The following is a 26,261-nucleotide window of genomic DNA, read 5'->3' on the forward strand; positions in this document are numbered from 1 at the left end:
AAATTTTCGCCCTGTACTGCAACGCCGGGCACAGCAGTGACCGAAGCGGGGCTATCCGGTGTCCGCTGCCTTGACCACGCAGACTCGGACCGATGTAATATCCAACGCCGTGGTTACTGCGTCGATGATGCGCTGCTGTACCACGGGATCGTCCCCGCCATCGCACACGACCACCACCCCCTTGACCACCGGCTGTACTTCTGTGATGGCCAACGCGCGTTGGGAACCATCGGCATCCTTCACCAAGATGTAATTGGTTTCTGTACTGTCGTTGGAACCGCGGTCCGAGGTGGTTTGGGTACTGCGTTTCTCCTCCTGGGCGTACACCTGTTCTGCACCTCGTTCCACAGTCACCATCACTTTTGCATTGCCCGCCCCTTGAATATGCGTGACCAATTCCGCAAGGCTCTGTTCCAGCTCCTCGGTGTACGCCTGTGCGGACTGTGCCGCCGGTTGAGAGGAATTTTCTGGTTCTTTTTCCTTTCCCGGACTGAGCAACCCCGACAGGAAGATCAGTGCAATCCCTGCTACCCCTGCGATCACAACCCATTTTCGGCAGGTTTCATTTTCTGCGAGCTTTTCAAACCAGCTCTTTCCTTCATGTTCCGCCGTCGCCATGCGCCGTTACCTCCACTTCCAGCCCAAGCGTCTCTCGTAAGCGCGCTTGGGCCCGGGCACAGTCGCCGCCATACCCCTCGGCCAGCGTGACTTCCACCCTGTTAATACCTATGCTGTTGTCCGCGTTTGTATCCATCCGCACCACAACTTTTTCACTTTTCACATCCATTTTGCTCAGCTCTGCCGCCACCAGGTTCTCAATGCTGGACCTTGCCGCAGTTTCCATTTGCGTTTCCACCGTACTTTGCAGTTGTGTATTCTCCTGTGTATGTCCTTCTATCGGAAAATTCCAGGCAATTTGCACCCCTAGGTTTTTCAGGGGCATCGCCATCGCACAAAGCACAAAGGCCCCCAGGACAAGTTTGACCATCCGTTCCATCGAGCCATTCGGCGCCAACCCCTGTAGCAGGGCGGCTGCCAAAGCCACCAAGCAGATCGCCGCGCTCCATTCTCGGACTGCCCCCATTATCCTCCCCCCTTTCCCATCAGCAGGACAATTGCCGTGGAGACAGTCAGGACGGTCAAACAGCACAGCACAATCGCCAGAATCAATTCGACGGCTTTGGCAACTGCTCGCAACAAAGAAGTGATCTCTTTGAGTTCAAAGATGTCCCCTGCTCCTGCACACACATTCAGCGTTACCATCCAGAGCAGGCACTGCAAAATGACGGGTAAAAAAATCAAAGCGCCAGCCAAAAGGCCAAAGGCTCCTACACCGGATTTTAGGAGTTTGACACAGCCGGTTACTGTCTGTAAAGCATCCCCCAAGGCGCTACCGACGACGGGGACAAAACTGCTTACCACGAATTTGGCCGCTTTTGCTGTCGTCTCATCCATAGAGGACGCCACGATGCTATGTACTGTCAGTAAACCGGCAAATACGGTCATACAAAACCCCAGCACCCATTTGACCACCTTATGAAAGGCGTTGCAGATACCGCCCAAGTTCACCCCCGGGGAGATGGCGGAAACGATGGAAAGGGCCAGATAGATGTTCAATCCTGGGACCAAAATGCTGGCGGATAGAATGGAAATCACATTGCCCACCGCCATCATCAGTAGATTGTAAGAACCAGCAGAAGCCGGCTGTCCCGCCGCCAGCATGATTCCCGCCAGTACCGGCACACAAGCCAGCAGGAAGCCCGCCGCAGCCTGTACGACCTGTGCTGCATGTTCTATACACGCCACTACCGGCCCTACCACGGTTGTGCAGACACAGAGCGCGCCAACCATACCGATCACGCCGCCGAGCGGTTTATCCCCCAGGGACAGCTTCATTCCATTGCACAATGCGCAAAGCAGCAGAACTGCAATCACCGAAGTCGCGGCCTGCAGGGGGCCCTGCGCGCTTTCCTCCGCCATTCCTCCGATTTCAGAGAAGAGGGATTCCGGTGTAATTGCTGTCAACGCCTGCCAATCCGTCCCACGGATACCGAGTTCCTCCAATGCGTTCTGCGTCTCCATGGGAAGTTCTTCCGGCAAGTCGGCTGCGCCGCTTTCCTCCATCTGTTCTGCATAGTAATCCTCCGTTGTTTCTGCCCGCGCTATGGGTGCAAGGATCGCCAGCAGAAAAAGCGCCAGCATGAGGCAAACCATCCGTTTCATGCGACATCCATCCTTTTTTTATCATCCGCCAATCAGTCCAAGAGCCGTCTGCGCAATGTCCTCAAACAATGGCAAGGAAAGCACAAGAATGGATATTTTCCCTGCGAGCTCCACTTTAGACGCTAAGGCGCTCTCCCCGGCATCCCGGCAGGAATCGGCCGCAAACTGTGCCAAAAAGCAGATTCCCAGTGTTTTAAACAGAATCAAACCGTATTCCTGCGAAAGCCCTACCCCGGAGAGCAAGGTCGTAATCTCGCGCACGGCTGGGGTGAGGTTTAATAAAATCTCTACCAGGATGACCACCCCGGCGATGATGCTGATAATGACCGCATATTCCTGATTGTACCGCTTAAGTGTCACGGCCAGAATCGCTGCAATCAGCGCCGCTCCCACAATGCCGATGATGTTCATCCCTGCACCTCCCCGCCGGGGTGGACGTTTTGCACCGTCACAGCCCGAAAATGGATTTGATGGACCGGAACAGCACGTCGATCTGTTGGATAATCATCATCAGCACAACAATCAGCCCGGCCAATGTCGTCATCATAGCCTGTTCTTCCCTGCCGGAGCGCACTAAAAGCTGATTGAGTACGGCGACGATGATACCGATCGCGGCGATTTTAAAGATCAGATCCACATCCATTTTCTGTTCCTCCCCAACACCCTGGTTGTGTACAGGGCTATGTTTGATAATCCGCTGTTCAGCATAAAAATAGGGCAACGGCAATCCCCGAGAAGGACCCCAGCATCAGGTATAGCTTTCCTTTTCGAGTCTTTTCTGATCGCGCATTCTCCAACCGGTCGCTGAAAAGTTCCGTATACAGGCGGCAATGCGAAAGCTGGCCCTCTACATCGCTGGCTCCAAACCCGTCCCCGAAGTCGCTCAAAAGGAGCCGGTCCGCTTCTGTGAGGCCCGTCCCTTTCGAACCAGCCTGCACCCCTTTCTTCCAAGCTGTGTGGAAATCCTCCCCCTCTTCGCAATGTGCCGCGCACTCCTGTAAAAACGCAAGACTCCTCCCATGTCTCTGAACAATTTCTGCAACAGACGCCGCGGAATAACGGATTTCTGTCTGTGCTGCATTCAGGAATCGAAGCATTTCCTCAAGTTGTTGTACCCTCTGTGAAAGCCTATGCGACTGTACATATCCCGCTATGGTCCCTGCTGCGATCAGAAGCAGAATTCCCAAAACCTTGAGCAAGCAAATCACCTGCCTTATAGACCCCTGCGACACGGCCCGGTTCTCGGCTGCCTTCCAGAAGAACTACATATCCAAAAGCGCCGGTATGTAATAGACTGAGCGCCTGTTGCCGGCGAAGGAGTTCCCGCACACTCCCCGCATGTACACTGGAAATCATTCCCACCCCGGCATTAAGCCCCTGGGCGGCGGCTTCCACATCGGCCAGACCTCCCATCTCGTCACAGATGATAAATTCGGGGGAAAGCGAACGGATTGCCTGCAAAATGCCTTCCCCCTTTGGATAGCCGTCCAGAACATCACAACACGGCCCCAGGTCGTTCTGCGGTACACCGCGATACGTTCCTGCCAACTCACCTCGTTCATCCACCACTGCCACCTTTCGGACATCCCCGCACAAGCCGGAGGACAGCTGCCTGGCTATATCGCGCAGGATGGTTGTTTTGCCGCTGGAAGGCGCTCCGGCCACCAGTACTCCATCCCGTAGGTTTTTTCCCACTGCCTGTAGCACGCCGCTGGCGCATCCGTAAACCTGCCGGGCAATACGGATATTGATGGAGCTGATGTCGCGCAAGCTGTTGATTTCTCCTCCGGAGATCACCGCTGTGCCACAAAGCCCTACGCGGTGGCCTCCGCTCAGGGTAATAAATCCGTTTTTGATCTCACTCTGATGGCTATATACGGAGTAACTGCAAATCCCTCGAAAAGTCTCGTCGATGTCCTCGCGAGTTGCCCGCATCCCGTCCGGTTCCGGCCTGCAAGAGGGCCGTCCATTTCGATTCAAAAAATATACACCGCCCGTACAACAGATGGAGACCGGCTGATTCACACGAAAACGGATTTCCTGCGCCTGTTCTTTCATATCGGTTGGCAGCAGGCACAGATATTTCCGCAAACGGTCGCAGACCGCACGCGCTGCCGAATCAAATCTGGATTCAAAATTGTTTTCCATCTCTTGTCCTCCTTTCCATACATATCTATGGACAAGTGCCACTCCTTAGAACAAAAAAGGCCCCCGGAAGGAAAATCCCTCCGAGGGCACACCGAAATGTATCGAATTTTATTGATCCCTATTTATCTATGAATTTTCCGGCTGATAGCCATTAGGACGGCAGCAAGTCCTTAAGAATAAAGGATTCAATGGCCTGCCGCGTCCCCTGTACGGACCCTTGGACCAGCTCTGCCTTTCCTCCCCCGCGCCCAGAAAACCTCTGGTTGAGTGCTCTCCCCAGGGAACGGACGTCCTCCTTTCCTGCAATCGCATATTTCCAGCCATCTGCATCCGTTCCGGAAAAAACAACCGCTGTTCTTGCGCGCTCGGAGAGCGCCAAGCAGAAATTCCGCAGACTATCCGGAGAGAGTCCTTCCTCAAAAAAGCAGACGCGCTCCTGGCCTTCTGGAACCGCAGCAACCTTCTGGGCAAAGATCTCCTGTTGCAATTGATAAACTTGTTGCCGAAGATGGTCCCGTTCCGAAAGCAGGCGCTCTACTGCGCCCACCACTTCCTCTGGCTTTGCCGAAAGAAGAACCGAAATATCTGTGACGCTTTTCAACTTTTCGTCGTAATCTGCCAAGGCACGGCTTCCAAACTGTAGCGTCACCCGGACGCCGCCTTTGTAACGCTGCATCGCAACCACTTTAATTGCGCCTACTTCTCCGGTCTGTGCCGTATGAAGGCCGCAACAGGCACAGCAATCATAACCGGGTATGGTCACAATCCGCACTTCCCCAGCGAGCTCTTTTTTACTGCGGTAGTCGATTTGCTCCAGCTCCTCCTTGGAGGGCCATTCCGCCTGCACGGGCAGATTCTCATAGACCGCCTGGTTGGCCAGATGCTCTACCTGCGCGATTTGATCTGTGGTCAGTTCCCCATTGAAGTCCACCGTGACCGCCTGCGCACCCATATGGAACCCCACATTGTTCCATTGAAACAGGCGGTGGGTAATTCCGGAGACGATATGTTCTCCGGTGTGTTGCTGCATAAACAGGAATCGTCTCGGCCAGTCGATTATCCCTTCCACCGTTGTTCCTACTTCGAGCGGGCGGTCCGTAGTGTGAAGCAGCCGGCCACCCTGTTCTTGGACATCCAACACCTTGGCGTCCCCAAGTATCCCATGGTCTGCGGGCTGTCCGCCGCCCTCCGGATAAAAGGCGGTGCGATCCAGGGTAACGGTAAAGCCATCCTTCTGCGCCTCACACCCAGTGACCGTTGCCGTAAACTTCTGTAAATAAGCATCTTCATAATAAAGCCGCTGTGTCGGTATCTGTCCCATTGTTGTTGTCCTCCTCAGAGTTCCATCTCATCCTGTAGGCTGCGCATGGCAAGTATGGTCTTTTGTATCAGTTCATCCAGCGGCCAACCGAGCATGTCCGCCCCCGCCTGAATCACCTCACGGGAACAGCCCGCTGCAAAGTTTGGCGTCTTAAATTTCTTTTTAACCGATTTCACCTCTAGATCCGAAACACTTTTTGAGGGCCGCATCAATGCAACTGCACCGATTAGCCCAGTGAGTTCATCCGTGGCATAGAGAACCTTCTCCATGATATGTTCGGGCCGGATGTCTACCGCCGGATAGGCATGGCTGGCGGTGGCCCGGATTATGCGCTCATCGATTCCATTCTCCCGCATGATCTCTTGGCTTTTGATACAATGTTGTTCTGGATACCGTTCAAAATCGAGGTCGTGCAACAGACCGACCACTTTCCAAAATGCAATTTCGTCCGGCGCTAGTTCCTTCGCAAACCAGCCCATCACACCGGAGACAATCTTAGCATGACGAAGGTGGAAGGCCTCCTGGTTATACTGTTCCAGCAGTGCTTGCGCTTGCTCTATTGTCGGAATCATCTTTTACTCCCCCCTATCGGCTGACTGGCGGTGTAACCGCCCATTTCAGGCAGTGATCCTGCTTGCCGCCAAATATACGGTATCCTTCTAAAAGGTCGTTCAATGGTGCGCGATGCGTAATGAGGAAATCTGTGTGCAGTTTTCCACAAGAAAGCAGCTTCATCAGTTGCTCGCAGTGAACCGCATCCACTCCTCCTGTTTTGAAGATCAGATTTTTTCCATACATATCCGGCAGAGGAAGCGATTGCGCTTGCTCATACATGGCAACCAACGCAACAACCGCATTGGGCCGGGCGATCTGCCAAGCGGTCTGGAAACTATCCGCCCCTCCCGCGGCCTCGATCACCGCATCCGCGCCGCGGCCCTGTGTCAAAGAACGAACAGCCTCCTCCGCGTTTACCTCCGAAGGGCAAATCCCATAGGTAGCAAGCCCAAGCTGTTTGGCGAGTTCCAAGCGCTCCGGGTCAATATCGAGCATAATCACATCTCCGGCGCCAAATAGACCTGCACACATTGCAGCGCAAAGCCCCACTGGTCCAGCGCCAATCACTGCAACCGTGTCGCCTGGATGAATCTCTGCCAACTCTGCACCAAAATAGCCGCTGGATAGGATATCCCCCAAAAACAATGCATCGTCATCCTTTACATTGTCTAAAATTTTGGTCAATCCCATGTCTGCATAGGGTACGCGGACATATTCTGCCTGGCAGCCATCTATTCGGCAGCCGAGCTCCCAACCGCCATGTGTACAGTTGTTGATAAATCCCTTGCGGCAAAACCAACAATCCCCACAAAAAGTGATACAGTTGGCTGCCACACGTTCACCCACCTTCCGCTTTTTCACACCTTCTCCAATAGCAACGATCTCTCCGACAAATTCATGCCCCAATACGGTCCCCGGCACAGCCCTCGGAACCGCTCCATGCAATATATGCAAGTCACTGGTACAAATTGTGGAAAGAGTTACTTTTACAATGGCATCCCGCGGGTCCTGTAGTTTGGGAATCGGGCGCTCTTCCAAGCGCAAATCCTCGAACCCATGATAAACCGCCGCTAACATCGTTTTTTGCATCGATATCCTCCTGTTCTCCTAGATAAATAAATTTCTATAAGTACATTTCATCCCATTCGACTTGCCCATTCCACAGGAATATAGCGTATTTCCCACACCATTTCCCTCTAGAGATCCTCCGAAGGCACCATCTCCCACCTGTCTCGAAAGGGCGCGCGGCCCAAATCCTCCGATATTTACACCTCTATCGGATCGATTTTCCCGATTGTATGAGAATCCTATGTGATTTCTCTCTTTCGATCTTACTTTCCATCGATCAGGTTTTCGTGTTTTCCTCTTTATTCGCTTGACTTTTTTTCCCAACACTCGTACACTCTTAGAAGAGGCTTTTTAGGAAAAGCGCGCCCCTTGAACCGTATTGCGCCGTGCCAGCTCGCGGTCAATGCCGCCGAGTACGGCAATCTTATCAAGACTCCAAAGCGGCGCCAAGAGCATTTCACGTTGTCCATCACCAGTCACACGTTCAATCACAGTTTCTGGCGGAAGCCATTCCAGCTGTGTGCAAACCGTATGGATGTAAGCTTCCCGCGTCATAGGGGTAAACCGTCCAGCCGTATACGCTTCGGCAAGGGGTGTTCCGCGCAGGATGTGCAACAGATGCAGCTTTACCGCATCTGGCCGCAATTGTCCAACAGCGCGTGCTGTTTCCAACATCATGGGGAACGTCTCTCCTGGAAGCCCGTCAATTAAATGAACACAGACACGAATTCCACGTCGTTTCAAAGCCTGGTAAGCCTGGTTGAATTCCGCATAAGAGTGCCCTCGATGGATTCTCACCGCAGTTTCGTCATGGATTGTCTGTAGGCCTAACTCCACCGTGAGATACGTCCGTTGAGAAAGCTCTGCGAGATAATCGATTGTCTCTGTGGACAATGCGTCTGCCCGCGTTGCGAGGCTCAAGCCGCACACCCCCTCCACTGCAAGCGCTTCTTCGTACTTTTTCTGGAGGATGGGTAGGGGCGCATATGTATTGGTGTGTGCCTGAAAATAGGCAATCACGGGGGCATCCTTCCACTTGAGGTGAATGCGGGCCTGCTCGATCTGAATCTGTCTTGTGATCGAAAAAGCTGGTCCAGGCGCAAAAGCGCCGCTGCCTCCCTGGCAATAGGTACAGCCGCCCGTTCCTCGTGTACCGTCCAAATTCGGACATGTAAAACCGGCATCGATAGAGGCTTTAAATACCCGCCTTCCAAATCGCCTTTTCAAATGATAAGCGAGCGTATGGTATCGTTTATTGTCGTCCGCATAGAGAAATGGATGTTCCATTTCATCCCTTCCTTGCACGTTTACAGGTTTTTTCTTGTCCCATTTTAAGATTTCTTTAAGAAATTCATGGGGAGACTTGTAAGAATTTACTTGTAGAATAGCACGCAGAATCAAAAAGTGCAAGGGGCGTATCGATATGATTAAGGAAGGGCCATTGTATTGCAAAACCGTTTCCTCTTATTCGAAGGACAAGCCGTTAAAGCATGTCCAAAAGGAGGGGGACTCTGCGTATCTGCGGCGCAGACGGATTGTCAGTTTGGTATCTTTCATTGGATTTCTCCTATTTTCCATTGTATTTGCAGCGACCGTCGGGCAGAAGTTGATGGAATTTCTGGCGGATGGAAAAACCTTTCGCGTATGGGTGGAGCAACAAGGCATTTGGGGGCCGCTTACATTGATAGGGATCATGGCTTTGCAGGTGGTCATTGCTATCATCCCCGGCGAAGCGGTAGAGATCGGCGCGGGATACGCATTTGGAGCAATACCCGGTATGTTCCTCTGTTTGGCCGGCGCAGCCGTGGGGTCCGTTATCATTTATGGGCTTACGAAGTCCTTTGGAATCCGGATGGTAGAGGCCTTCATCTCAAGGGAAAAACTCCAATCTTTGAAGTTTCTACAGAATACAAAAAAGCTAAACCTATTAATCTTTATTTTGTTTTTTATTCCTGGTACACCCAAGGATCTGTTTACCTATTTTATTGGGTTGACTCCCATGAAATTGCGCACCTTTCTGATCCTCTCCAGCATTGCTCGCATCCCCTCGATCATCACATCCACAATTGGCGGGGAAGCGCTTGGGATGCAGAATTATACGTTCGCGGTTTTGGTTTTCGTTGCCACTGCAATCATCAGTGGGATTGGTTTGTTAATCTATCGAAAAATCACCGTACATTCAAACGGAAAGAAGGAAATTGAATGAATTGGCAGCTCCTGATCAGCAACCGAATTATCAATGTGGGATTTATCTCATGGATGTTATCCCAGTTGATTAAAACGGGGATATTCTTATTACAAAACAAGAAGATCAACCTAAAACGGTTGTCTGAGTCAGGTGGAATGCCCAGCGCACATTCCGCTCTGGGATGTTCCGTGGCAATCGCCACGGTACAGGAGGTCGGCTTTGCCTCCCCAATTGCTGCACTCGCCCTGACGTTTGCTGCGGTTGTTCTATATGACGCGATGGGCGTACGGCGCGCCGCTGGCGAGCAAGCAAAGGCGATCAATCAAATCGCGGATTATCTGGAGGAAACCGACAAAACAGGAAAAATGGCTGAGATCAAAGAATCCATCGGTACCCTGGAGGTATCTTTGGGGCATACGCCATTTGAAGTGTTATGTGGCGCTCTGTTGGGCATCTGTGTTTCCTTACTTTCTGCATAGCTATTTTATAAATCCCCAAACGATCTATAGAACAAATAAAAAAGAGGGTATCCCAAAAGTCATGAAATGACGGAAGGATACCCTCTTTTTTTAGAAACGCAGATATTTCCCAAACAGAAAGAGGACGCCCCTTTCCTATGAATCGAAAAATTCGCAGTTTTGGGACACCCTCTTTTCCAACGATCGTCTCAAGAACGAGAGCAATGGCAAAAATAGGTATCAGCCGGCCCCTGGCTCTCTGCATAAAAAGGAGCGTCCTCTTTTATCGAAAGCTGGGAACACATGACTATCCACACAAATCGTGCAGGGTTCCAAAGGTATAACCCTCTGCCTCCCACTTGCTCAAAAGTTCATCCAAAATCTCAGCATTCGTCTTGGACGTGCTATGTAATAGGACAACCGCCCCTGGATGGATACGTGGGAGCAGCTTATCAAAGGCTTCTTCCTTCGAGGGCTGCTTATCAACATACCAATCCACATATGCTAAACTCCAGAAAATCGTTTTATATCCCAATTCCTGTGCTTGTTTTAAATTGCTCTCATTATATTTTCCTTGGGGAGGCCGGTAAAATTTTTCCATCTCTTTCCCAGTTGTTTCCTTATATAAAGCCTCGAGGGAGGAGATCTCTTTCTGAAAATCTTCCATCGCAGAAATCTTCGACATATCCGGATGATGGTAGGTGTGGTTTCCAACAATGTGTCCTTCTTCTACCATTCGTTTGACCAGGTCGGGACTGGTTTCTATGTAATTTCCCACAACAAAAAAGGCAGCTTTTACGTTGTGCTTTTTCAGCGTATCCAAAATGGCTGGGGTATAGCCATTTTCATACCCGGCGTCAAATGTGAGATAAATTGTCTTTTTTGCCGGATCTCCCGCATAGTAAGCATTATATTGCTTTAAAAAATCAGCGGATGCATTGCCGACTGGCGTTTTTCCCTCTTCTTGAAAACTCAATCCCCAGTTGGTATTCGCCTGTGCAGATGCTGTCACACTTGCTGTTGAAGCATGATGAAAAATTCCCGGGACCGCTGCCAAAAGCAACAGGCAAAGGAGCACGGCAAGAATTTGTTTCTTTCGGATTACAACAACCATCGTTTCACCGCCATTTCTATATGGTATTGTAGATCTTTTAAAAGCGAATCATTACGAAAACGTACGAAATCGTTGTAGATAGAACGGTTAAAGGTAGACCGGTTACATCTTAATCAAAATTCTGCTTTCATCATATCCACTTTTACCATTCTATACATATGCGTCCATTCGCATAGGAATACCCCCGTTGTAAGAAAATCACAAAAGGCCCCCAGCCAATCACAAAAGACTGGCTGGGGGCCTTTCTATCCTTTCGAATAATCCTTTAAAAGATCATCCAATCGTAACTGCGCAATGGAACTGCGGGTTTTCACCAGGCATTTGCGTATACACGCCCGTCTGCTGTCCAGGAGTTCCGATTGCCCATACGCGGAAGTAATAGTCGTTCCCGCTCTTTGCAACGAATTGCGTCTTCAATACACTACCATTGCCCACCGTAAAGCTCGGCATTGCGGTGCTGCCGTTGGTAACTGTCATCTTGAAGCAATAAGCACTACCTCTCTTGAGCGTAAACGGAAGGGTGGTATCACTGCGAACCGAAGCTTGTACGGTAACGTTTTGAGCTGCATTTACAACTGGAGACGTCGCCGCAATTGCCGTCCCACCAGTGCTACCGGAAGAACTGCCGCCCTTACCGCCGGAACTGCTGGAACCGCTGGAACTATTATGGTTGTTATTGATCTTCAGATTTGCTTTTGTATCTTCCAAAAGATCAAACGCTTCCATGATTTCCTTTGGAGTTGCCTGCGCATTGTTGTAGGCATTTTCTGCGATGTGCAATGCCGCCAGGCAAGCAGAAGCACTCGTAGCCGTGTAATCGCTCATATCCAAGCGCTTCACTTCGTCAATCAATGCTTTCAGTTCATCTCGATTGGGGATCAACCGCAGAGCTGCAATCGCATTGGAAAGGCGAAGCGCTGCTTGATCGACCTCGCTCTGCGTTGCTTCGTCCGTCAAGTCCTTTGCAGCCTGCAAAGCTGCCTTGAATTCTTCCTGACCATCCGGGCGATACTTGGATTCCAACTGCGGCAGAATTTCTTCTGCTTCTGCAATCAGCAGATCCAGCTGGCTGCGGTTGGCCGCATATACCAACGCCATGAGCGCATTGTAAAGGTTATCACGAGCCTTCTGAATGTCATTTTCCAATGCCTCTGCATCGTCTGCGACGGACTGAGCCGCGGTACGCATCTTAACAAGGGCGTCCCAACTGGATGCTGTGTAATCTTCTGAATTCAGGCTATTGGCGATCTTCAAAAGTTCCAGCAAGTCTGCCTTATCGCCAGGGGTAAACTCAAGATAGTGGATCATATCCAGCAACCTAACCCATGCTTCATTGATATCTGTCTGGGTTGCAGCCGGGTCGTCCAAAACAGTCTTGGCGTGGTTATAAGCTTCCATGAAAGCGGTCTTTACACTTTCAATCAGCTTGTCAACGGTTCCATCTTCGACATACGTCTTCGCATAATCATAAACCTGCTGTAACGTCGTCTTATCGGTCATTTCAAAGGTAAAGCTCAGATTGGTCTCTGTTACCGGCATTTCGAACTCATACGTATAGGACGTGCCACTGATGAGAATCGGTTCTGCGTCGCCAATCTGAACAGAACGGAACGCCTGTCCGTCTACACGAGGTGTAAAGGTAAAGGTGAATGCCGTGCCGCTCTCCACCTCATCTAACTGATACTTGCCGATTAGATCCGCTATCGGCTGGCTTACGCCGTTGACTTCCAACTTGACGTTCTTGCCATACGAAACCGTCAAGCTCTGTGGCGCCGTTGGAACAACCGTGTAGGTAATCAGGGTATCCTGCCCTTGCCATTCAACTGGTTCGCCATTCAGCGTAATGACTCCGACATCGCTGTAAAGAACTTCCCAATTTGCCTGCTCGGCCGGTTCCAGACGATAGCCCTTCTTTGCCAGATTTTCGATCGTCTTTTCTGTAATGAAATTCTTGGGTTCATTCAAGAACAGCTTACCACTATACTTCAAAATCGGTTTTTCTACGCCAGGAGCCACAAACTGATACTGAATGTCAATATGGTTCTCCGGAACAATGACCGCTTCATAGGTGATATTCTCTCTGAACTGGAAGGTACCTACCCACTTGTGAATCTCACCATCCGGATCATTCTTGTCTCTCCAACCGGACCATGTGTAGCCATCTGCAGGTTTAACCTCTGGATAGCTGGCTGTATTATAGTCATAGCCTGTCGCTTCAACGGTCTGTGGATCGACCTGTGTGCTGCCACTTCCTTTGGCTACCAAGGTGCCATATTTCGGATCTGTGATCTCAAAGCGTACAGTATACTTCACCTTTGCAAAGTGTGCCGTATAGGTTTCTCCTCCAAGCGGAACCTTTACCGTTTCGCCGAGCTCTACCTTTTCGCCTTCACTATTGGTCCAGTAAACAAACTCACAGCCGCTGGCCGGACGAGTTGTCGGAACCGGAACTTCGGAACCAATCGCTCCTGTTTCAATTACTGGCGTTTGTGCATTCGTCAAATCATTCAAGAAGCCATTTCCTGCGCTCTTGAAGGTGACCGTCTCTTCCTTTGTGACTTCCACGCGGAACTGATTCAACGCCGGGGATGTAGTCCCCAAACGTGCGACACCATCTGCACCCATGACCACAGCATAGCCCATCGAGCTTTCCGGTACACAGTCTTCAATGGTATAGCCCTCATTCATTGTGACGTCAATGTTGGACTGCGTGAGCTTGCTCACTTGGAAACGGTCGCTCTTGGTGTAATGATCCACCTCAAAGGTGAACGAACCGACCTGCTCGTCATACCAGTTACCTGCTACGATCGGAATGGTGATTACATTCTGGGTAAAGTCGCGCAGCGGCATGATGACATTCTGCGTTTCCCCAACCATGTCCTCTGTCGGAACGAGCGCCGGAGGATTCTCTGGCGGCAACTTCGAAGTGATACAACCGATATTGGCGCCTACCTGGATGGTTTCTCCATTATATTCAAAATAGAATTTTCCGTTATTTTTGTTAGGAGACACCTTCTTACCATTGATCGTAAGCCAATAACCAAAGTCGTCTCTGGAATCTGCCGTTACCGCATATTCATAACCAAGCTGAAGTGTGTCGCCTACTTTGACATCGATTTCAAAATTGGTCTGTAGCAGTCCGCCGACATTGTCCAGCATAACGTTGTAGTGGACATACTGATCTTCCTCTGTAACCTCATCGACATCTGTACCGACGCCGATCCCAGTCAGGACCGGGTAGCTGTTGTTGACATTCGCGTCAAAGCCCCATTTTGCCCATGAGGATTCCGAGGCTGTATTTGCATTGAGCAACAATGCAAAATCGCGGCTCTTGAGTTCTGCTTCCGTCTTGCCGACAGACGTATCCTCCAGACCGCTGGAAACGGTTCCACAGCCGGCCTCTACACCGCACTCGCTATTATAGTATGTATTTTTAAGAACAGCACTGCTCTGCAGGGAACCAACCAAACCGCCAACCCATGTGGAGCCTTCTCCCGCATGGATTGTGCCGGATGCGTAGCTGTTCTCAATGCCCACGCCCTTGGTTGCCGCTGCAAGAGTTGCAGTCAAGCCGCCGATGCGAATACCGGTTGCTGTAATGTCACCTGTTGCAAAGCAGTTGCGGATGTCCGCCTTCTGTGCGTTGCCGATCAGACCGCCCGCGTGAATATGGGTGTTCAAATCGGTATTGGTCGAAGTGACGTCGCCGGTCGCATAGCAGTTCTCTACATATACGGAAGTATCGCCGCTAAAGCTGCCGATCAGGCCTGCGACCAACTTAGCCGCCTTCACGTCAACTTCTGCATAGGAATTTGTAACCGTTGTTCCCAGGGCCGTACCAACCAGGCCGCCAGCGTTGCTGGAACCGGAAATGATACTATCCTCAGACGCCGCACGCACTGCACAATGATCGATAATGGAATCATTGGCATAACCGGCCAAACCGCCCATATACGTACGTCCATTGACTTTCTCAACCTCGACGGTTAAATTCTTAATGGTAGAATTTCTGAGATAGCCAAAAAGCCCCACATATTTTCCATCCGCCTGATCCACATTTAGGCCGCGGATGGTCTTTCCATTGCCATCGACAATGCCGCCGAATTCCTGGTTATAATCGTCGCCAATCGGCGTCCAGGTATCTGCATATTCCGACAGATCGATGTCGTTGGCAATTTTGAAATACTCGGGCGAATACGTACTGGACAGCTCGCGCATTGCATTGAGTTCCTTGGCGGTCGTAATGATGTAAGGATCTTCTTCCGTGCCGGCTCCCTGCGGCATGCCGGCTGGGACGAGCCTTACTTCAACCTCCGCATACTTCGTTGGATCATCTACCGACGTTGCACGAACCCGGAAAATATCATAAGGTTCCTCTTCCGGAACAGTCAGGACACCGTCCGCATCGATGGAGCTGTGTTTTGTTCCGATCACCGACCATGTGACTTCTTGCGATACATGTTCGCCCTCCACCGTTGCCGTAAAGTGTTCGGTGGTTCCCTTTTCAATCTTCTCATTTGGATGAGAAATCTTGACTCCTGTGACAACCGGAACCTGATTCGTGATGGTCACAGCCATCTGTTTTGGAGCGCTCTTCGGATACTTTTCAGCATCGCCTTTTTCCGTGGTCAGGTCAATTACCATAGGCTCGATGGTACTGTCAAGGGGAACATCGCGGACTTCCTGCGGCATATTGTATGCGCCGGTCACGTCGATGTTTTTACCGTTCAAAACAATTTCATGAGACTTAAAGCCGTTTGTTTCCGTCCCATCCGAATCTGTTACCGTTTCCGGATAATAGGTCTTTCCGCCTGTTACCAATTCCAGACGGTTGTAGGCTGGCTTCTGCGGATATCCGTCAACATACGGCGGCTGGTATTTCTTCCACTGTAAGGTTGCAGAGGTTCCCTCGCCAATCCCCAGGGTAAACGCTTTTTCTCCATTGACAACGATGTCGTAATAGGCCTTCGGAGGCGGCGTCTTTTTCACCGTAAAGGTAATCACCGGATCGCCTGTAACGACTCTGCCGTCAATTTTAATTTTACCATCATCTGTGTACTCTGCTTTATAAGACTGATCCTCTGGGCTAAAATAATAACTCTCGGGTGGATTTTCGGCATGGATTGTAACCGTAGGGTCGCCGCGGTTCAGGGTAACCGTTCCCGTTCCAACCTCTGTGTTACCCATCATATAACGGATGGTGATATCCCTTGTCGCCGAATAGCGGGTAACCTTCACGTTAAACTGTACGACATCCGGAATCGCGACATTATTGCCATATTCATCCTTTGTCACATTGATCGTTGTGTAGGTTGGACGAAGGATCTCAATTTCATCGATGTCTTCCAAATCCTTAAGATCTTTCATGGAAGAGCTCACAAAGAATTCATCGTCAAACAGTGTGGCTACTTTCTCGACTTCTTTCACCAAGACTCCGTCCTGGTCTATGTACTGGATCGTATACGGTACGTCCGGAGAGTGTCTCCCCACAAGGATATCCAGTTCCTCATCCGTCGTCTCCTCTGTCGGCGCCAGGACATATTCCTGATCCGGGACAGAACGAATTTTCTGAAGGCCGCCGACAACCTGCTTGCCGTCATCGCTAAGCGGATTACATACAATCGGAGCAATGGCTTCTGCATCAAACGTCAGATCATCGCTCATTTTTACGCCGTTGATGTGAGGGATATAGCCGTTTTCCTCTTGATCCCACTCCCAGCTGACAACCGCTGTTTCACCGATCGGTACGACAACCGACATTCCTTTTGTTAATCCAGAGGGATGCAGGACATACGTACGAGTCTCGCCTTCCGTCGAAGTCTTAGACAGGAAAGATGTTGTCGAGTCTTTCACGTCTTTTTCCGCCGCAAATGCAAGATTTCCTGTGAACATTCCCAGGACCATGGTCAGTGACAGCAGCAAAGATAAGATCTTCGTCGAACGTTTTTGTCTCATCTACTTTTAGACCTCCTTCTTTATTTCTTCCCACTACTTTTCAGTTTGGTTCTCTGCCTTTTTCATCCCGGCAGATTCATACACTCCCCCTTTTTATTATTTCTTCTATATTTCAATGGAAATATAGAATTTAGAGACAGTATGATGAAACTTCCGCCTTTAAAAAGGGCATTTTGCACAATATTTCCTCATATTTGTCTCCTAATTAATATGTGTATTATAACATTTTATGGAATTTTTTCGCAAGCACCAACCCTTATGAGTATGCAAAAGTGTACATTAATTCCCTTTTCATGCACCTTTTTTCCTGTGATGAAGATAATAATTTTCTCAATACATATTATTCTATTTATAAATGATATAATTTAAATATAAAATATTTTGGATTAATTTGATAATGTTATAATATACGGCCGCCTTATTCATTTCGATTGTGATTCCAACAATTAAGAAAATCTGACCATTTTGTTCATGAATGTGATGCCATGCAACACTTGTACTTCTCTGTAAAGTATGCTATAATCTGGTTTACAGTCGAATAAAGCAGAGTAGGGGTTCGCGCGTAAAGTGTCAGTCGGACGGGGAGTTGCCGCTGAACGAAAAGCATTTGCTTGCGGTGCGACCTCCGCATCCCGCTGCTGCATCATTGGGACATCCCATCTTGCGGCAATATGTGCGTTTTTTGACGTGCCTGCTTTTCCGCGATGAATTTGATGGAGGTGTCTTTTTTATGTCCAAATTGACCAACAACTCTCTGAATCCCCCTCGCTTTGCTACCTTACTTCGTGAATCTGCTGCTGAGCAAAAGAAGCCCCAGACCATCGTTGTAACTGCCATGATGATCGCTATGAACATTGCATTGGCCAGCGTCCATGTGTATCTGACCCCACAGATGCGCGTCGGTTTCGGCTTCTTGACCAATGCAATCACCGGTATGCTCTATGGCCCTGTGGTAGCAGCTACGGCGGGTGCGGTGGGAGATGTACTGTCCTATCTGATTCGGCCGGATGGCGCCTATTTTCCTGGCTTTACCATCACGGCTGCGCTGGGCGGCCTGATTTACGGATTTTTTCTGTATCGTCGTCCCATTTCTTTACCACGTACAATCGTTGCAAAAGCGTCCATTAGCCTTCTGTTAAACGTTTTGTTAAACACGTTTTGGATGGTCATCCTGTATGGAAAATCTTTTACCGCTTTGTTCCCTGTGCGCCTAACCAAAAATTTAATGCTACTACCTGTGGAGATCGCTTTACTCTATATCGTTGGAAAAGCCGTACAAAAGATCTCCCGGCGTGTGTTTGCTGCATAATGGTCCAATATTTTTGAACCCTAGGCGATGAGAAAGCATTTTCGTTTTCAAAAGAGAAAAATAAAAAAGCAACGCCAATGGACTGGCGTTGCTTTTTTTATTAAGCATCACAGATTTCTGTTTGTCAATAGGAGGTTCCCAAAAAACGCCTTCTCACTTACAGCGTCGATTCCCCTGCAAAACGTATGATCTCAGAGGCAACTGCCTCACAGGTTTCTGCACTGTCCCAGTGGATATTGTGGCTTGCGCCCTCGATCGGACAGAAGTTCACTTCTGCATTGCTCAGGGCCTTCTGAAGTTGTTCCTCGTCCTCCTGTGAGAAGAATACATCAGCCGAACCCCAAATGATGTCCACCGGGCATGTTACGCTGGAAAGCCTATCCGTACTGTCAAATGTTGAACAACCTCCAAAGATATTGTACCAATCTGCATAAGGCAATGAAGAAGCATGTTCATAGATCGCTTTGCAGAAATTTTCATCCTCGTTGGTAGTTTCCGTCCAAGATTTGATGAAGTCATCCGGAATTTTCTGTTCTTCATCATACCCGCGAACGCCTAAGAAATCGGTCCCATCGCCCTGCAAAATCCAATCGAGCGTTGGATTACCGCCCATCTTGGTGCTGGAGGAAATCAAAACGCCACGCTCTACACGTTCAGGCGCCGTAATCATAATCTCCTGTGCAATCAGAGAACCTAGAGAATGACCTACCGGAATGAATTTTTCAACTTCTAACTTGTCCATGAGATTCAGGACATCCGCACAATGCATTTCCGCAGTGTATCCCTCTTCTCCTGCCTCAGGCTTATCGGTCTTACCATGTCCGCGTAATTCCGGAATATAGCAACGGAAACCGGCGTCTGCCAACTTTGGCGCCACCTGCGACCAGGAAATACGGCTGTCGGTCGCTCCGTGAATCAGCAACAGTGGAATTCCATCTTCTGGCCCACAAGTCAAGTAGGTCATCTTGATGCCCGTATCCAGATCCATACTGTTTTCTTCCCAATCAACGGATACCAGTGTAGACCAATCCTCTTGTCCCTCAGAGACCGGTGCAGCGGACGACACTTCCTCCTGCGAGGAAACCTCGCTGGAAGAGGTCTCGCTGCTATCTGGTAGTTCGCTCGATACCGTATCCTGCTGGGTTCCACAACCACCTAGGGCTGCCAGAAGCATTGCCCCTGCCAAAAAACATGCCAACCATTTACGATTCATCTTATCATCTCCAAAATATTTTATAATTTGCCAAATATTGACAGCTTCACACTACCATGTATTTCCGAATATGTCAAGAAATGATGTTCACAAAATGTATGCAAATAAGATCGAAATTCCCTTACGGATTGCCCTGCATACACTGATAAGGTCAGGAGGTGATTTTTTGAATATCTACTCAAATCACAATTGCAATGCTTGTCCACCCTGTTGGGTCCCTTGTCCACCGCCCGGATGCCTCTGCCCCACGGGAGCCAGAGGTGCAACCGGCCCCACAGGCCCGCAGGGGATTCAAGGTGTCCCTGGGCCAGAAGGCCCACAAGGCGTTCCGGGACCTATCGGAAATACAGGACCCACCGGGTTGCAGGGGCCTGAAGGGGCTCCCGGGCCCGCTGGACCAGTCGGACCCACTGGCGTACGCGGCCTTCAAGGTCCCACGGGGCCGATGGGCCCCGCCGGTATTCCCGGGCCAACTGGCGCTACTGGTGTAACCGGTAATACGGGTTCCACAGGGCCACAAGGACCGGAAGGGGCCCCTGGACCCGCTGGACCCATTGGTCCCACTGGCGTACGCGGCCTACAAGGCGTTACAGGTCCCATTGGGCCTACCGGTAACACCGGACCGGCTGGGCCTACTGGACCGACCGGCAGCATGGGGCCCGCCGGACCACAGGGGCCAGAAGGAGCTCCAGGCCCCGTTGGGCCAATAGGGCCGACTGGTGTACGCGGCCTACAAGGTGTTACGGGTCCCATTGGGCCTACCGGTAACACCGGACCGACTGGGCCGACTGGGCCAACCGGCAGCATGGGTTCTACCGGCCCACAGGGACCAGAAGGAGCTCCAGGCCCCGTTGGGCCAATGGGGCCGACTGGTGTACGAGGTTTACAAGGACCTACTGGACCAACCGGGCCAGTCGGTACAACCGGCCCACGCGGTGCTACAGGGCCAACAGGCGTTCAGGGGATTCAAGGGGTCCCTGGGCCAGAGGGTCCACAAGGAATAGCTGGTAATACAGGTCCAACGGGTGCAACCGGGCCTCAAGGAAATGCTGCAACGATTCAGATCGGAACAGTTACTACAGGGGAACCCGGGACACCTGCAGAAGTTACCAACTCAGGAACTGAACAAAACGCAATTTTGAACTTTGTCATCCCCAGAGGGGCAACCGGTGGTAGCGGGATTTCCTCTGAACTGTATACAGCTTATTCCACTCCTCCTCAACCAGGAGCTAACCGAACCCCCTTCGTTTTTGACCGAGATGGAGCAATTCAGGGTAGCGCAATTGTTCATACACCCAGAACCGCAAATTTTCTAATTCAGCAAACCGGTTACTATGAGGTTTCTTTCCACGGAACCATCAGCCCTTTTGGTTCTCCTACTTTTCCAATGGTAATTATTGTCTATTTGCAATTGCAGGGGGCGCAAGTATTGGGAACTGATATTAGCCACACATTCCAAACCTCCGGAGAAGTCGTCAATTTCTCATTCTCACAGATTGTTCCCGTTACAACTGTACCGGCTACACTCAACGTGGTCGGAGATGGCCAATCATTTTTATATACTGGGATTAACATCACCATTCATAAAATCAGCGATCTTTAATACAAAAGAAACGATCGGAAGAAGGCCCCCAGCCAACAATCGGCTGGGGGCCTTCTTTTGAATTCGCTCTTGATAATCTTTCCGTTTAAAACAAGTTCTTCATCTGCTGGCAAATTCGGCAACCGGTTGGCGTTGCTGCAAGTCCACCCTTTCCCGTCTCTTTTAAAGATGACGGCATTGCATCTCCTATTTCGCGCATAGCGTCAATCACTTCATCGGGTGGGATACGACTTTCCACACCAGCGAGGGCCATATCGGCGCAAGCGAGGGCATTGACCGCTCCCACCACATTGCGCTTGACACAAGGCACCTCGACCAAACCGGCAACTGGATCACATACCAGGCCCAACAGGTTTTTCAGGGCCATAGAAAAAGCGTGCGATGCCATCTCAGAAGTTCCTCCCCGCAGGGCGGTAGCGGCAGCGGCAGCCATGGCCGACGCTGAGCCAATTTCTGCCTGACAGCCGCCTTGTGCGCCTGCGATGCTGGCACGTTCGGCAATAACCTGTCCAAACCCCGCAGCCACAAACAAGGCCTGCACCATTTCATCGTCTTTTGTCCCATAATGTTTCTGATAGGTAATCAATACTGCCGGAATTACGCCGCAAGAGCCTGCAGTAGGCGCAGCGACAATTCGTTTCATACAAGCATTGGACTCCCCCATTTTTAAAGCTCTGGCGATAACCTCGCCCAGAAAAGTACCACAGATTGTTCTCCCTTTTTCAACAGAATACTGAACCCTGTTTCCATCTCCACCCACTAGGCCACTTGCCGAATGCAACGCTCCATCATAGGCACGATCTGAAGCGCACATCGCGTTCCACATTCCCTTCATACGTTCAAACGATGCATGTTCTTCCACGTTGCGATCTTTACAATCCTCTTTCAGGACTGCTTGCCACAGCGGACCGCTTCCTGCTGTATGCAGAAGCTCTTCAATGGATTGAAAGCTCATTTATTTCTCCTCCCTACTAAGGTTGATACAGGTCACTTGTAAAATTCCGTCAAGAGTTCTTAAGTTTTTTAGTAGAGGTTCTGGAATGGGATGATCTGTCTCAATTACCATCACAGCATATCCGCCGCGTACATCGCGGGAAATATGCATGGAGGCGATGTTCACCTGCTCCTCTGCCAAAAGCCTTGTGACGTCTGCAACGTGACCAGGCTGGTCGAAATTACGTACCACTAAAGTAGGCGCTTCTCCACTGAATCGGGTTTTCATCCCATCGATTTGGCAGATCTGAATACGTCCTCCACCCAGCGACGAACCCACCACTTCGAGTACCCGGTTATTCTGTCCCGTTACTTTTAACAAAACCGTATTGGGATGTACATTGCGCAGGTGAATGCTCGCTTTTTCAATCGAAATTCCACTTTCCCGTGCAAGTTCAAAGCTATGAGGGATGCGTTCATCGTCGGGCTGCATTCCCAATACACCGGCAATCAACGCTCGGTCTGTCCCATGACCCTCTCCGGTTTCTGCAAATGAGCCATGCAAAAACATAGCAATCTCCACTGGCTCTTCCCCCAAGAGTTCCCGTGTAATATACCCGATTCGTACAGCGCCCGCTGTGTGCGAGCTGGATGGCCCCACCATCACTGGTCCTAAAATATCAAAAATACTCATTCATACCCCTGCTTCCAAGAAAACTTTCTATCCCTTATTGTAATCTTAGATTCCTCATTATGACAAGGCTTGTGAAAAAATGTTCCAATTCCAACAGAATATTTTATTATTTCCTTAATTTTACGATTATTTTATAACAAAACACTTTATGAAACTGGAAACTTGTGCTAATATGAACAAGTAGAAGGCAATTCGTTGCCACGTAAAAAGGAGAAGGAGGAATCAAAATGAAACAAATCAAGCAAAGATTCTGGGCGTTAACCTTGTCGGTCGCAATGCTGTTTAGCGTATGGGTACCGACAACAGCGTCCGCGGCAGCTCCTGTTGAGGATCTCGATGGGATGCACGTGCAGGTCATGGCAACCTCCGACGTTCACGGCGCAATCTTAGCAACCGACTATTCAACGCACGGGACTACAAGTGGTGGTCTGACTCGAGTCGCCACAAAGGTCAAGGAGCTCCGTGAGGCAAATCCCAATTCTCTTCTGATCGACGTGGGAGATACCATACAAGGTACACCGTTGACGTATTATCACGCCTTCGAGGTTCCGGAAGAAGTTGACCCAGCGATCAAGGCGTTGCGTCTTATGGGATATGACGCATGGGTACTAGGCAACCATGAATTTAACTACGGCCTGGATATTCTGACACGCCAAATGGACCAGGCCAAGGCGCCCTCTTCGGGAGACGAAAGCCGTGTTCCGGTCCTTGCTGCCAACTTTGTACAAGAGGGAACGGAGTGGGAACCTTGGGAGGGCAACGAAGCCTACATTGTAAAAGAATTTGAAGATGCGGAAACGGGAACAACCGTCAAGGTTGGCGTCCTTGGTGTTGATACACCGAATATCCCGCAATGGGAAAAAGCCGAAAACTACGAGGGAATCGATTTTCGTAATTTCGTCCCTACTTATGAACATTACATTGACATTATGAAAGAGGAAGAGGGCTGTGACGTCATTGTCGTCGCGGCACACGCCGGCGTAGAAAGTGAGCATTCGGAAGATGGCGCTCATCCGGAGAATTCGGAAAACCAAGTTCGTGCACTCATTGAAAACACAACAGGCATCGACTTGGTATTCAGCGGCCATCTTCATATCAGCAACGCCAATGCTACTGTCACCAATAAGGAAGGAAAAGAAATCCCCGTTGTAAGCCCTGGCACAAAGGCAAATGGGTTAGCTTATGTAGATTTGGTGGTAAATCCTGACGCCGCCGAAGGCGAAAAGGTCACCGTCGCCTCCAAGGAAATTATCAGCATGCGCGGAGTTGAAGAAGATGCAGAGTTAAAGGCTGCTTTACAGCCCTATGAAGACCGCACATGGGAATATCTGGAACAACCGCTTGGAACTGCAACCGGAGATTTCTCCTCTAAAGATCTTGCATTGGCGCCAAGCGCCTTTATGGACTTGGTAAACAAGGTTCAGATCGAGGCAACTGGGGCGCAACTTTCCATTTGTGCCCCCCTGACGTCTGGAGGCGGCGAAAATTTGATCCCCAAAGGGGACATTTCCCTGGGGCTGATGTACCGTCTTTACAAGTATGAAAACTGGTTATACAGTGTAAAAATGTCTGTCCGGGAAATTAAAGACTGGATGGAGTTTGCTGCAACGAAGTACCGGGTGAATCCGGAAACCGGTGCGGTCAGCGGCGGCGGTATCTATTTAGACGTCCTATACGGTATGGATTACGAAATTCATCTTTATGCGCCAGAAGGGGAACGCATCCAAAATATGACCTACCAGGGGCGCCCCGTCTCTGACGATGAAATCTTTACCGTTGCAATGAACAACTATCGTTTCACCGGCGGTGGTGACTATATCGCACATGTGCCTACCATGCAGCCAGATGACAAGAGCCGAGTGACTTTCTCCACCCAGGAACAGATTGGCGAGGACGAAGGACAGGTTCGCAATTTGCTCGCAGAGTATATCCGAGAGCAGGGAACGATCTCCCCAGAAATCACCAGTACCTGGCGTATTTATGGGCGGGAAAGCGATGTCCCGGATGCGGCGCATGCACTCTATGCCACCTTTGATCCCAAGAAGGTACAACTCTCCCTGGCAGATGGCGACGTTGGCTTTGCAAACCTCACTGGCAACTATCAAGCTTCCGTCATGGCAGGTGAGTCGGTTGAACTGACCTTTGCTCCCACAGTCTCTGGACGGAAACTTGCTTCTGCAACATTGAATGGAGAGCCCCTCGTACTGGATAGCTCTGAAGAGTACACGCACTCTTTTGATATGCCCAATGGGACCGTTCTGCTGGATTTCCAATTCACAGTTGTAAATAAAGAAATTCTGCGCACAGTGATCCAAATTGCGGAAGGCTTGCAGGATAGCGAGGAATATGCTGGCGCTGTTCCCACCGTTCAAAAGCGTTTCGATAAAGCCCTGGAAAAGGCTAAACAGATCGATGATACACAGGATGTCATGCAAGAAGAGATCGATACCGCCTGGCAAAAATTGATGGACGCAATCCAGTACCTCTCTTTCCAGGCTGGCGATAAAACGGCTCTCGAAGAGCTCCTTGCAGTCGCCGATCTTCTGCAAAAGGATGATTTTACTACATCCAGTTGGAATGCGTTTGAAAAAGCTCTAGAGGCCGCACAGATTGTCTATGACAACCCCGATGCAATGGAGGATGAGATTCAGGAAGCTCGTCAGGCTCTTTCCTCTGCGATTGATACCCTTCAATATAAAGCAGATCTCCACCAATTGCAGCTGTTGATCGACAAAGCCAATGAAATTGAGCCAAAACTCGAAAGTGAGTATGTGGACATTCATCAAGATTCATTCAAAGCTTTCCGGGATGCACTCGCCGCTGCTTGTAAAATTACGGAGGAATGTTTACAAGAGCAGGTCGATCAAGCGGCTTCTGCTTTAAACACGGCAATTGCCGAATTGCGCAAGATTCCCAACAAAGATGCTTTGAAAGCCCTGATCGAAGAAGCACAACAGGTTCCAGCAAATCGTCTGAACGCAAAGGATGCTGCTCGTCTAGAATCCGCATTGGACCGCGCTTTAAACACACTTGCTGATCCGTTTGCCGATGAAGAAGCGATTGCCGCCGAAGAGGAAAATCTACGCACTGTGTTGAAGAGCCTCTCGACCTCTCAGCACCATCAGAGCGGTTCTTCCTCAAAGTCGAATTCGTCTGCTTCCCTTTATGGAGCAGAGGGAACCGCCATTGTTGGTGCATCTGCTCCAAAGGCATATGTAGTCTGCGATACGACTCTGCCATTCTCTCTGAAGCACGGTTCTGCTTATTGCTTCAAAATGACAGTGATCAATGGGAATGGATTGGTTCCTAATTTCACAGTTGGAGACGGCTCCATTCTAAAAACGCAGTTTGTCGCTCAAATTGGAAATGATTTTTATTTCCGTGTCTATGCAATTGGGACATCTGGACAGAGTGCAGGAGTGTATACACAACTCCCCGGCACTGCGCCACAACGTCATTGTAGCGTTACCATCGATTAA

General features: G+C 50.0%; 21 protein-coding genes and 1 riboswitch. Of the genes, 5 read left to right on the forward strand and 16 right to left on the reverse strand.

Translation table 11 applies throughout. The features are described from left to right. Nucleotides 1-51: 51 nt before the first annotated feature. The 11 genes from B9Y59_RS08495 to B9Y59_RS08545 form a co-directional block, all read right to left on the reverse strand. The gene (locus tag B9Y59_RS08495; protein WP_054323433.1) at nucleotides 52-618 is read right to left on the reverse strand and encodes a hypothetical protein; all 567 of its coding nucleotides are present in this window, start codon (nucleotides 616-618) and stop codon (nucleotides 52-54) included. Next, the gene (locus tag B9Y59_RS08500; RefSeq protein WP_085532929.1) at nucleotides 599-1,084 is read right to left on the reverse strand and encodes a stage III sporulation protein AF; all 486 of its coding nucleotides are present in this window, start codon (nucleotides 1,082-1,084) and stop codon (nucleotides 599-601) included. The genes B9Y59_RS08495 and B9Y59_RS08500 overlap by 20 nt, the downstream gene beginning before the upstream one ends. Then, nucleotides 1,084-2,223, reverse strand: a complete 1,140-nt coding sequence (locus tag B9Y59_RS08505) for a stage III sporulation protein AE (protein ID WP_085532931.1) — start codon at nucleotides 2,221-2,223, stop codon at nucleotides 1,084-1,086. The genes B9Y59_RS08500 and B9Y59_RS08505 overlap by 1 nt, the downstream gene beginning before the upstream one ends. A gap of 21 nt (nucleotides 2,224-2,244) precedes the next feature. Beyond that, nucleotides 2,245-2,634 (reverse strand): SpoIIIAC/SpoIIIAD family protein, encoded by a 390-nt coding sequence (locus tag B9Y59_RS08510; RefSeq protein WP_054323435.1) that lies wholly within the window; start codon nucleotides 2,632-2,634, stop codon nucleotides 2,245-2,247. A 37-nt stretch (nucleotides 2,635-2,671) separates the two neighbouring features. Further along, nucleotides 2,672-2,866, reverse strand: coding sequence for a stage III sporulation protein AC (gene spoIIIAC, locus B9Y59_RS08515; RefSeq protein WP_050698074.1), 195 nt, complete (start codon nucleotides 2,864-2,866; stop codon nucleotides 2,672-2,674). 58 nt (nucleotides 2,867-2,924) lie between these two features. Then, the gene (locus B9Y59_RS08520; protein WP_158088984.1) at nucleotides 2,925-3,422 is read right to left on the reverse strand and encodes a stage III sporulation protein AB; all 498 of its coding nucleotides are present in this window, start codon (nucleotides 3,420-3,422) and stop codon (nucleotides 2,925-2,927) included. Continuing rightward, the gene (locus tag B9Y59_RS08525; protein ID WP_085532935.1) at nucleotides 3,352-4,371 is read right to left on the reverse strand and encodes an ATPase, T2SS/T4P/T4SS family; all 1,020 of its coding nucleotides are present in this window, start codon (nucleotides 4,369-4,371) and stop codon (nucleotides 3,352-3,354) included. Before B9Y59_RS08525 ends, B9Y59_RS08520 begins: the two co-directional genes overlap by 71 nt. 151 nt (nucleotides 4,372-4,522) lie before the next feature. After that, nucleotides 4,523-5,692 (reverse strand): alanyl-tRNA editing protein, encoded by a 1,170-nt coding sequence (locus B9Y59_RS08530; protein WP_054323438.1) that lies wholly within the window; start codon nucleotides 5,690-5,692, stop codon nucleotides 4,523-4,525. A gap of 14 nt (nucleotides 5,693-5,706) precedes the next feature. Then, nucleotides 5,707-6,264, reverse strand: coding sequence for a hydrolase (locus tag B9Y59_RS08535; protein WP_085532937.1), 558 nt, complete (start codon nucleotides 6,262-6,264; stop codon nucleotides 5,707-5,709). A gap of 13 nt (nucleotides 6,265-6,277) precedes the next feature. Continuing rightward, nucleotides 6,278-7,336, reverse strand: a complete 1,059-nt coding sequence (locus B9Y59_RS08540; protein ID WP_085532939.1) for an alcohol dehydrogenase — start codon at nucleotides 7,334-7,336, stop codon at nucleotides 6,278-6,280. A gap of 330 nt (nucleotides 7,337-7,666) precedes the next feature. Continuing rightward, nucleotides 7,667-8,602, reverse strand: a complete 936-nt coding sequence (locus B9Y59_RS08545) for a tRNA modification radical SAM protein MnmL/YtqA (RefSeq protein WP_085532941.1) — start codon at nucleotides 8,600-8,602, stop codon at nucleotides 7,667-7,669. 136 nt (nucleotides 8,603-8,738) lie between these two features. Between B9Y59_RS08545 and B9Y59_RS08550 the strand changes: the two genes are divergently transcribed. Together B9Y59_RS08550 and B9Y59_RS08555 are read left to right on the forward strand one after the other, a co-directional pair. Continuing rightward, nucleotides 8,739-9,521, forward strand: a complete 783-nt coding sequence (locus B9Y59_RS08550) for a TVP38/TMEM64 family protein (protein WP_085532943.1) — start codon at nucleotides 8,739-8,741, stop codon at nucleotides 9,519-9,521. Beyond that, entirely contained in the window at nucleotides 9,518-9,982 is a 465-nt protein-coding gene (locus B9Y59_RS08555) for a divergent PAP2 family protein (protein WP_054323441.1), read from the forward strand. Before B9Y59_RS08550 ends, B9Y59_RS08555 begins: the two co-directional genes overlap by 4 nt. Before the next feature lie 286 nt (nucleotides 9,983-10,268). Here the strand turns inward: B9Y59_RS08555 and pdaA are convergent, their stop codons facing one another. Beyond that, nucleotides 10,269-11,075, reverse strand: coding sequence for a delta-lactam-biosynthetic de-N-acetylase (pdaA, locus tag B9Y59_RS08560; RefSeq protein ID WP_054323442.1), 807 nt, complete (start codon nucleotides 11,073-11,075; stop codon nucleotides 10,269-10,271). Between the two features lie 273 nt (nucleotides 11,076-11,348). Next, a complete protein-coding gene (locus tag B9Y59_RS08565; protein WP_085532945.1) occupies nucleotides 11,349-17,030 on the reverse strand; it encodes a GLUG motif-containing protein in 5,682 nt (1,893 codons plus the stop codon). 542 nt (nucleotides 17,031-17,572) lie between these two features. Then, a riboswitch (THF riboswitch) is annotated at nucleotides 17,573-17,670 on the forward strand. Between the two features lie 90 nt (nucleotides 17,671-17,760). On the opposite strand from B9Y59_RS08565, the gene B9Y59_RS08570 reads away from it, so the two are divergent. Beyond that, nucleotides 17,761-18,339, forward strand: a complete 579-nt coding sequence (locus B9Y59_RS08570; RefSeq protein WP_143255277.1) for a folate family ECF transporter S component — start codon at nucleotides 17,761-17,763, stop codon at nucleotides 18,337-18,339. 157 nt (nucleotides 18,340-18,496) lie between these two features. On the opposite strand, the gene B9Y59_RS08575 is transcribed toward B9Y59_RS08570, so the two are convergent. Next, entirely contained in the window at nucleotides 18,497-19,552 is a 1,056-nt protein-coding gene (locus B9Y59_RS08575) for an alpha/beta fold hydrolase (RefSeq protein ID WP_085532948.1), read from the reverse strand. 1,138 nt (nucleotides 19,553-20,690) lie between these two features. On the opposite strand from B9Y59_RS08575, the gene B9Y59_RS16195 reads away from it, so the two are divergent. Next, the gene (locus B9Y59_RS16195) at nucleotides 20,691-21,155 is read left to right on the forward strand and encodes a hypothetical protein (RefSeq protein ID WP_242967392.1); all 465 of its coding nucleotides are present in this window, start codon (nucleotides 20,691-20,693) and stop codon (nucleotides 21,153-21,155) included. An 85-nt stretch (nucleotides 21,156-21,240) separates the two neighbouring features. Here B9Y59_RS16195 and sdaAA read toward each other — a convergent pair whose 3' ends face one another. Beyond that, nucleotides 21,241-22,110, reverse strand: coding sequence for an L-serine ammonia-lyase, iron-sulfur-dependent, subunit alpha (gene sdaAA, locus B9Y59_RS08585; protein WP_054324245.1), 870 nt, complete (start codon nucleotides 22,108-22,110; stop codon nucleotides 21,241-21,243). After that, nucleotides 22,111-22,782: an L-serine ammonia-lyase, iron-sulfur-dependent subunit beta gene (gene sdaAB, locus B9Y59_RS08590; protein WP_085532952.1), complete on the reverse strand. Its 672-nt coding sequence runs from the start codon at nucleotides 22,780-22,782 to the stop codon at nucleotides 22,111-22,113. 227 nt (nucleotides 22,783-23,009) lie between these two features. Between sdaAB and B9Y59_RS08595 the strand changes: the two genes are divergently transcribed. After that, nucleotides 23,010-26,261 (forward strand): 5'-nucleotidase C-terminal domain-containing protein, encoded by a 3,252-nt coding sequence (locus B9Y59_RS08595; RefSeq protein WP_085532954.1) that lies wholly within the window; start codon nucleotides 23,010-23,012, stop codon nucleotides 26,259-26,261.

Source organism: Anaeromassilibacillus sp. Marseille-P3371, from assembly GCF_900169665.1.
Classification (GTDB): domain Bacteria; phylum Bacillota; class Clostridia; order Oscillospirales; family Acutalibacteraceae; genus Anaeromassilibacillus.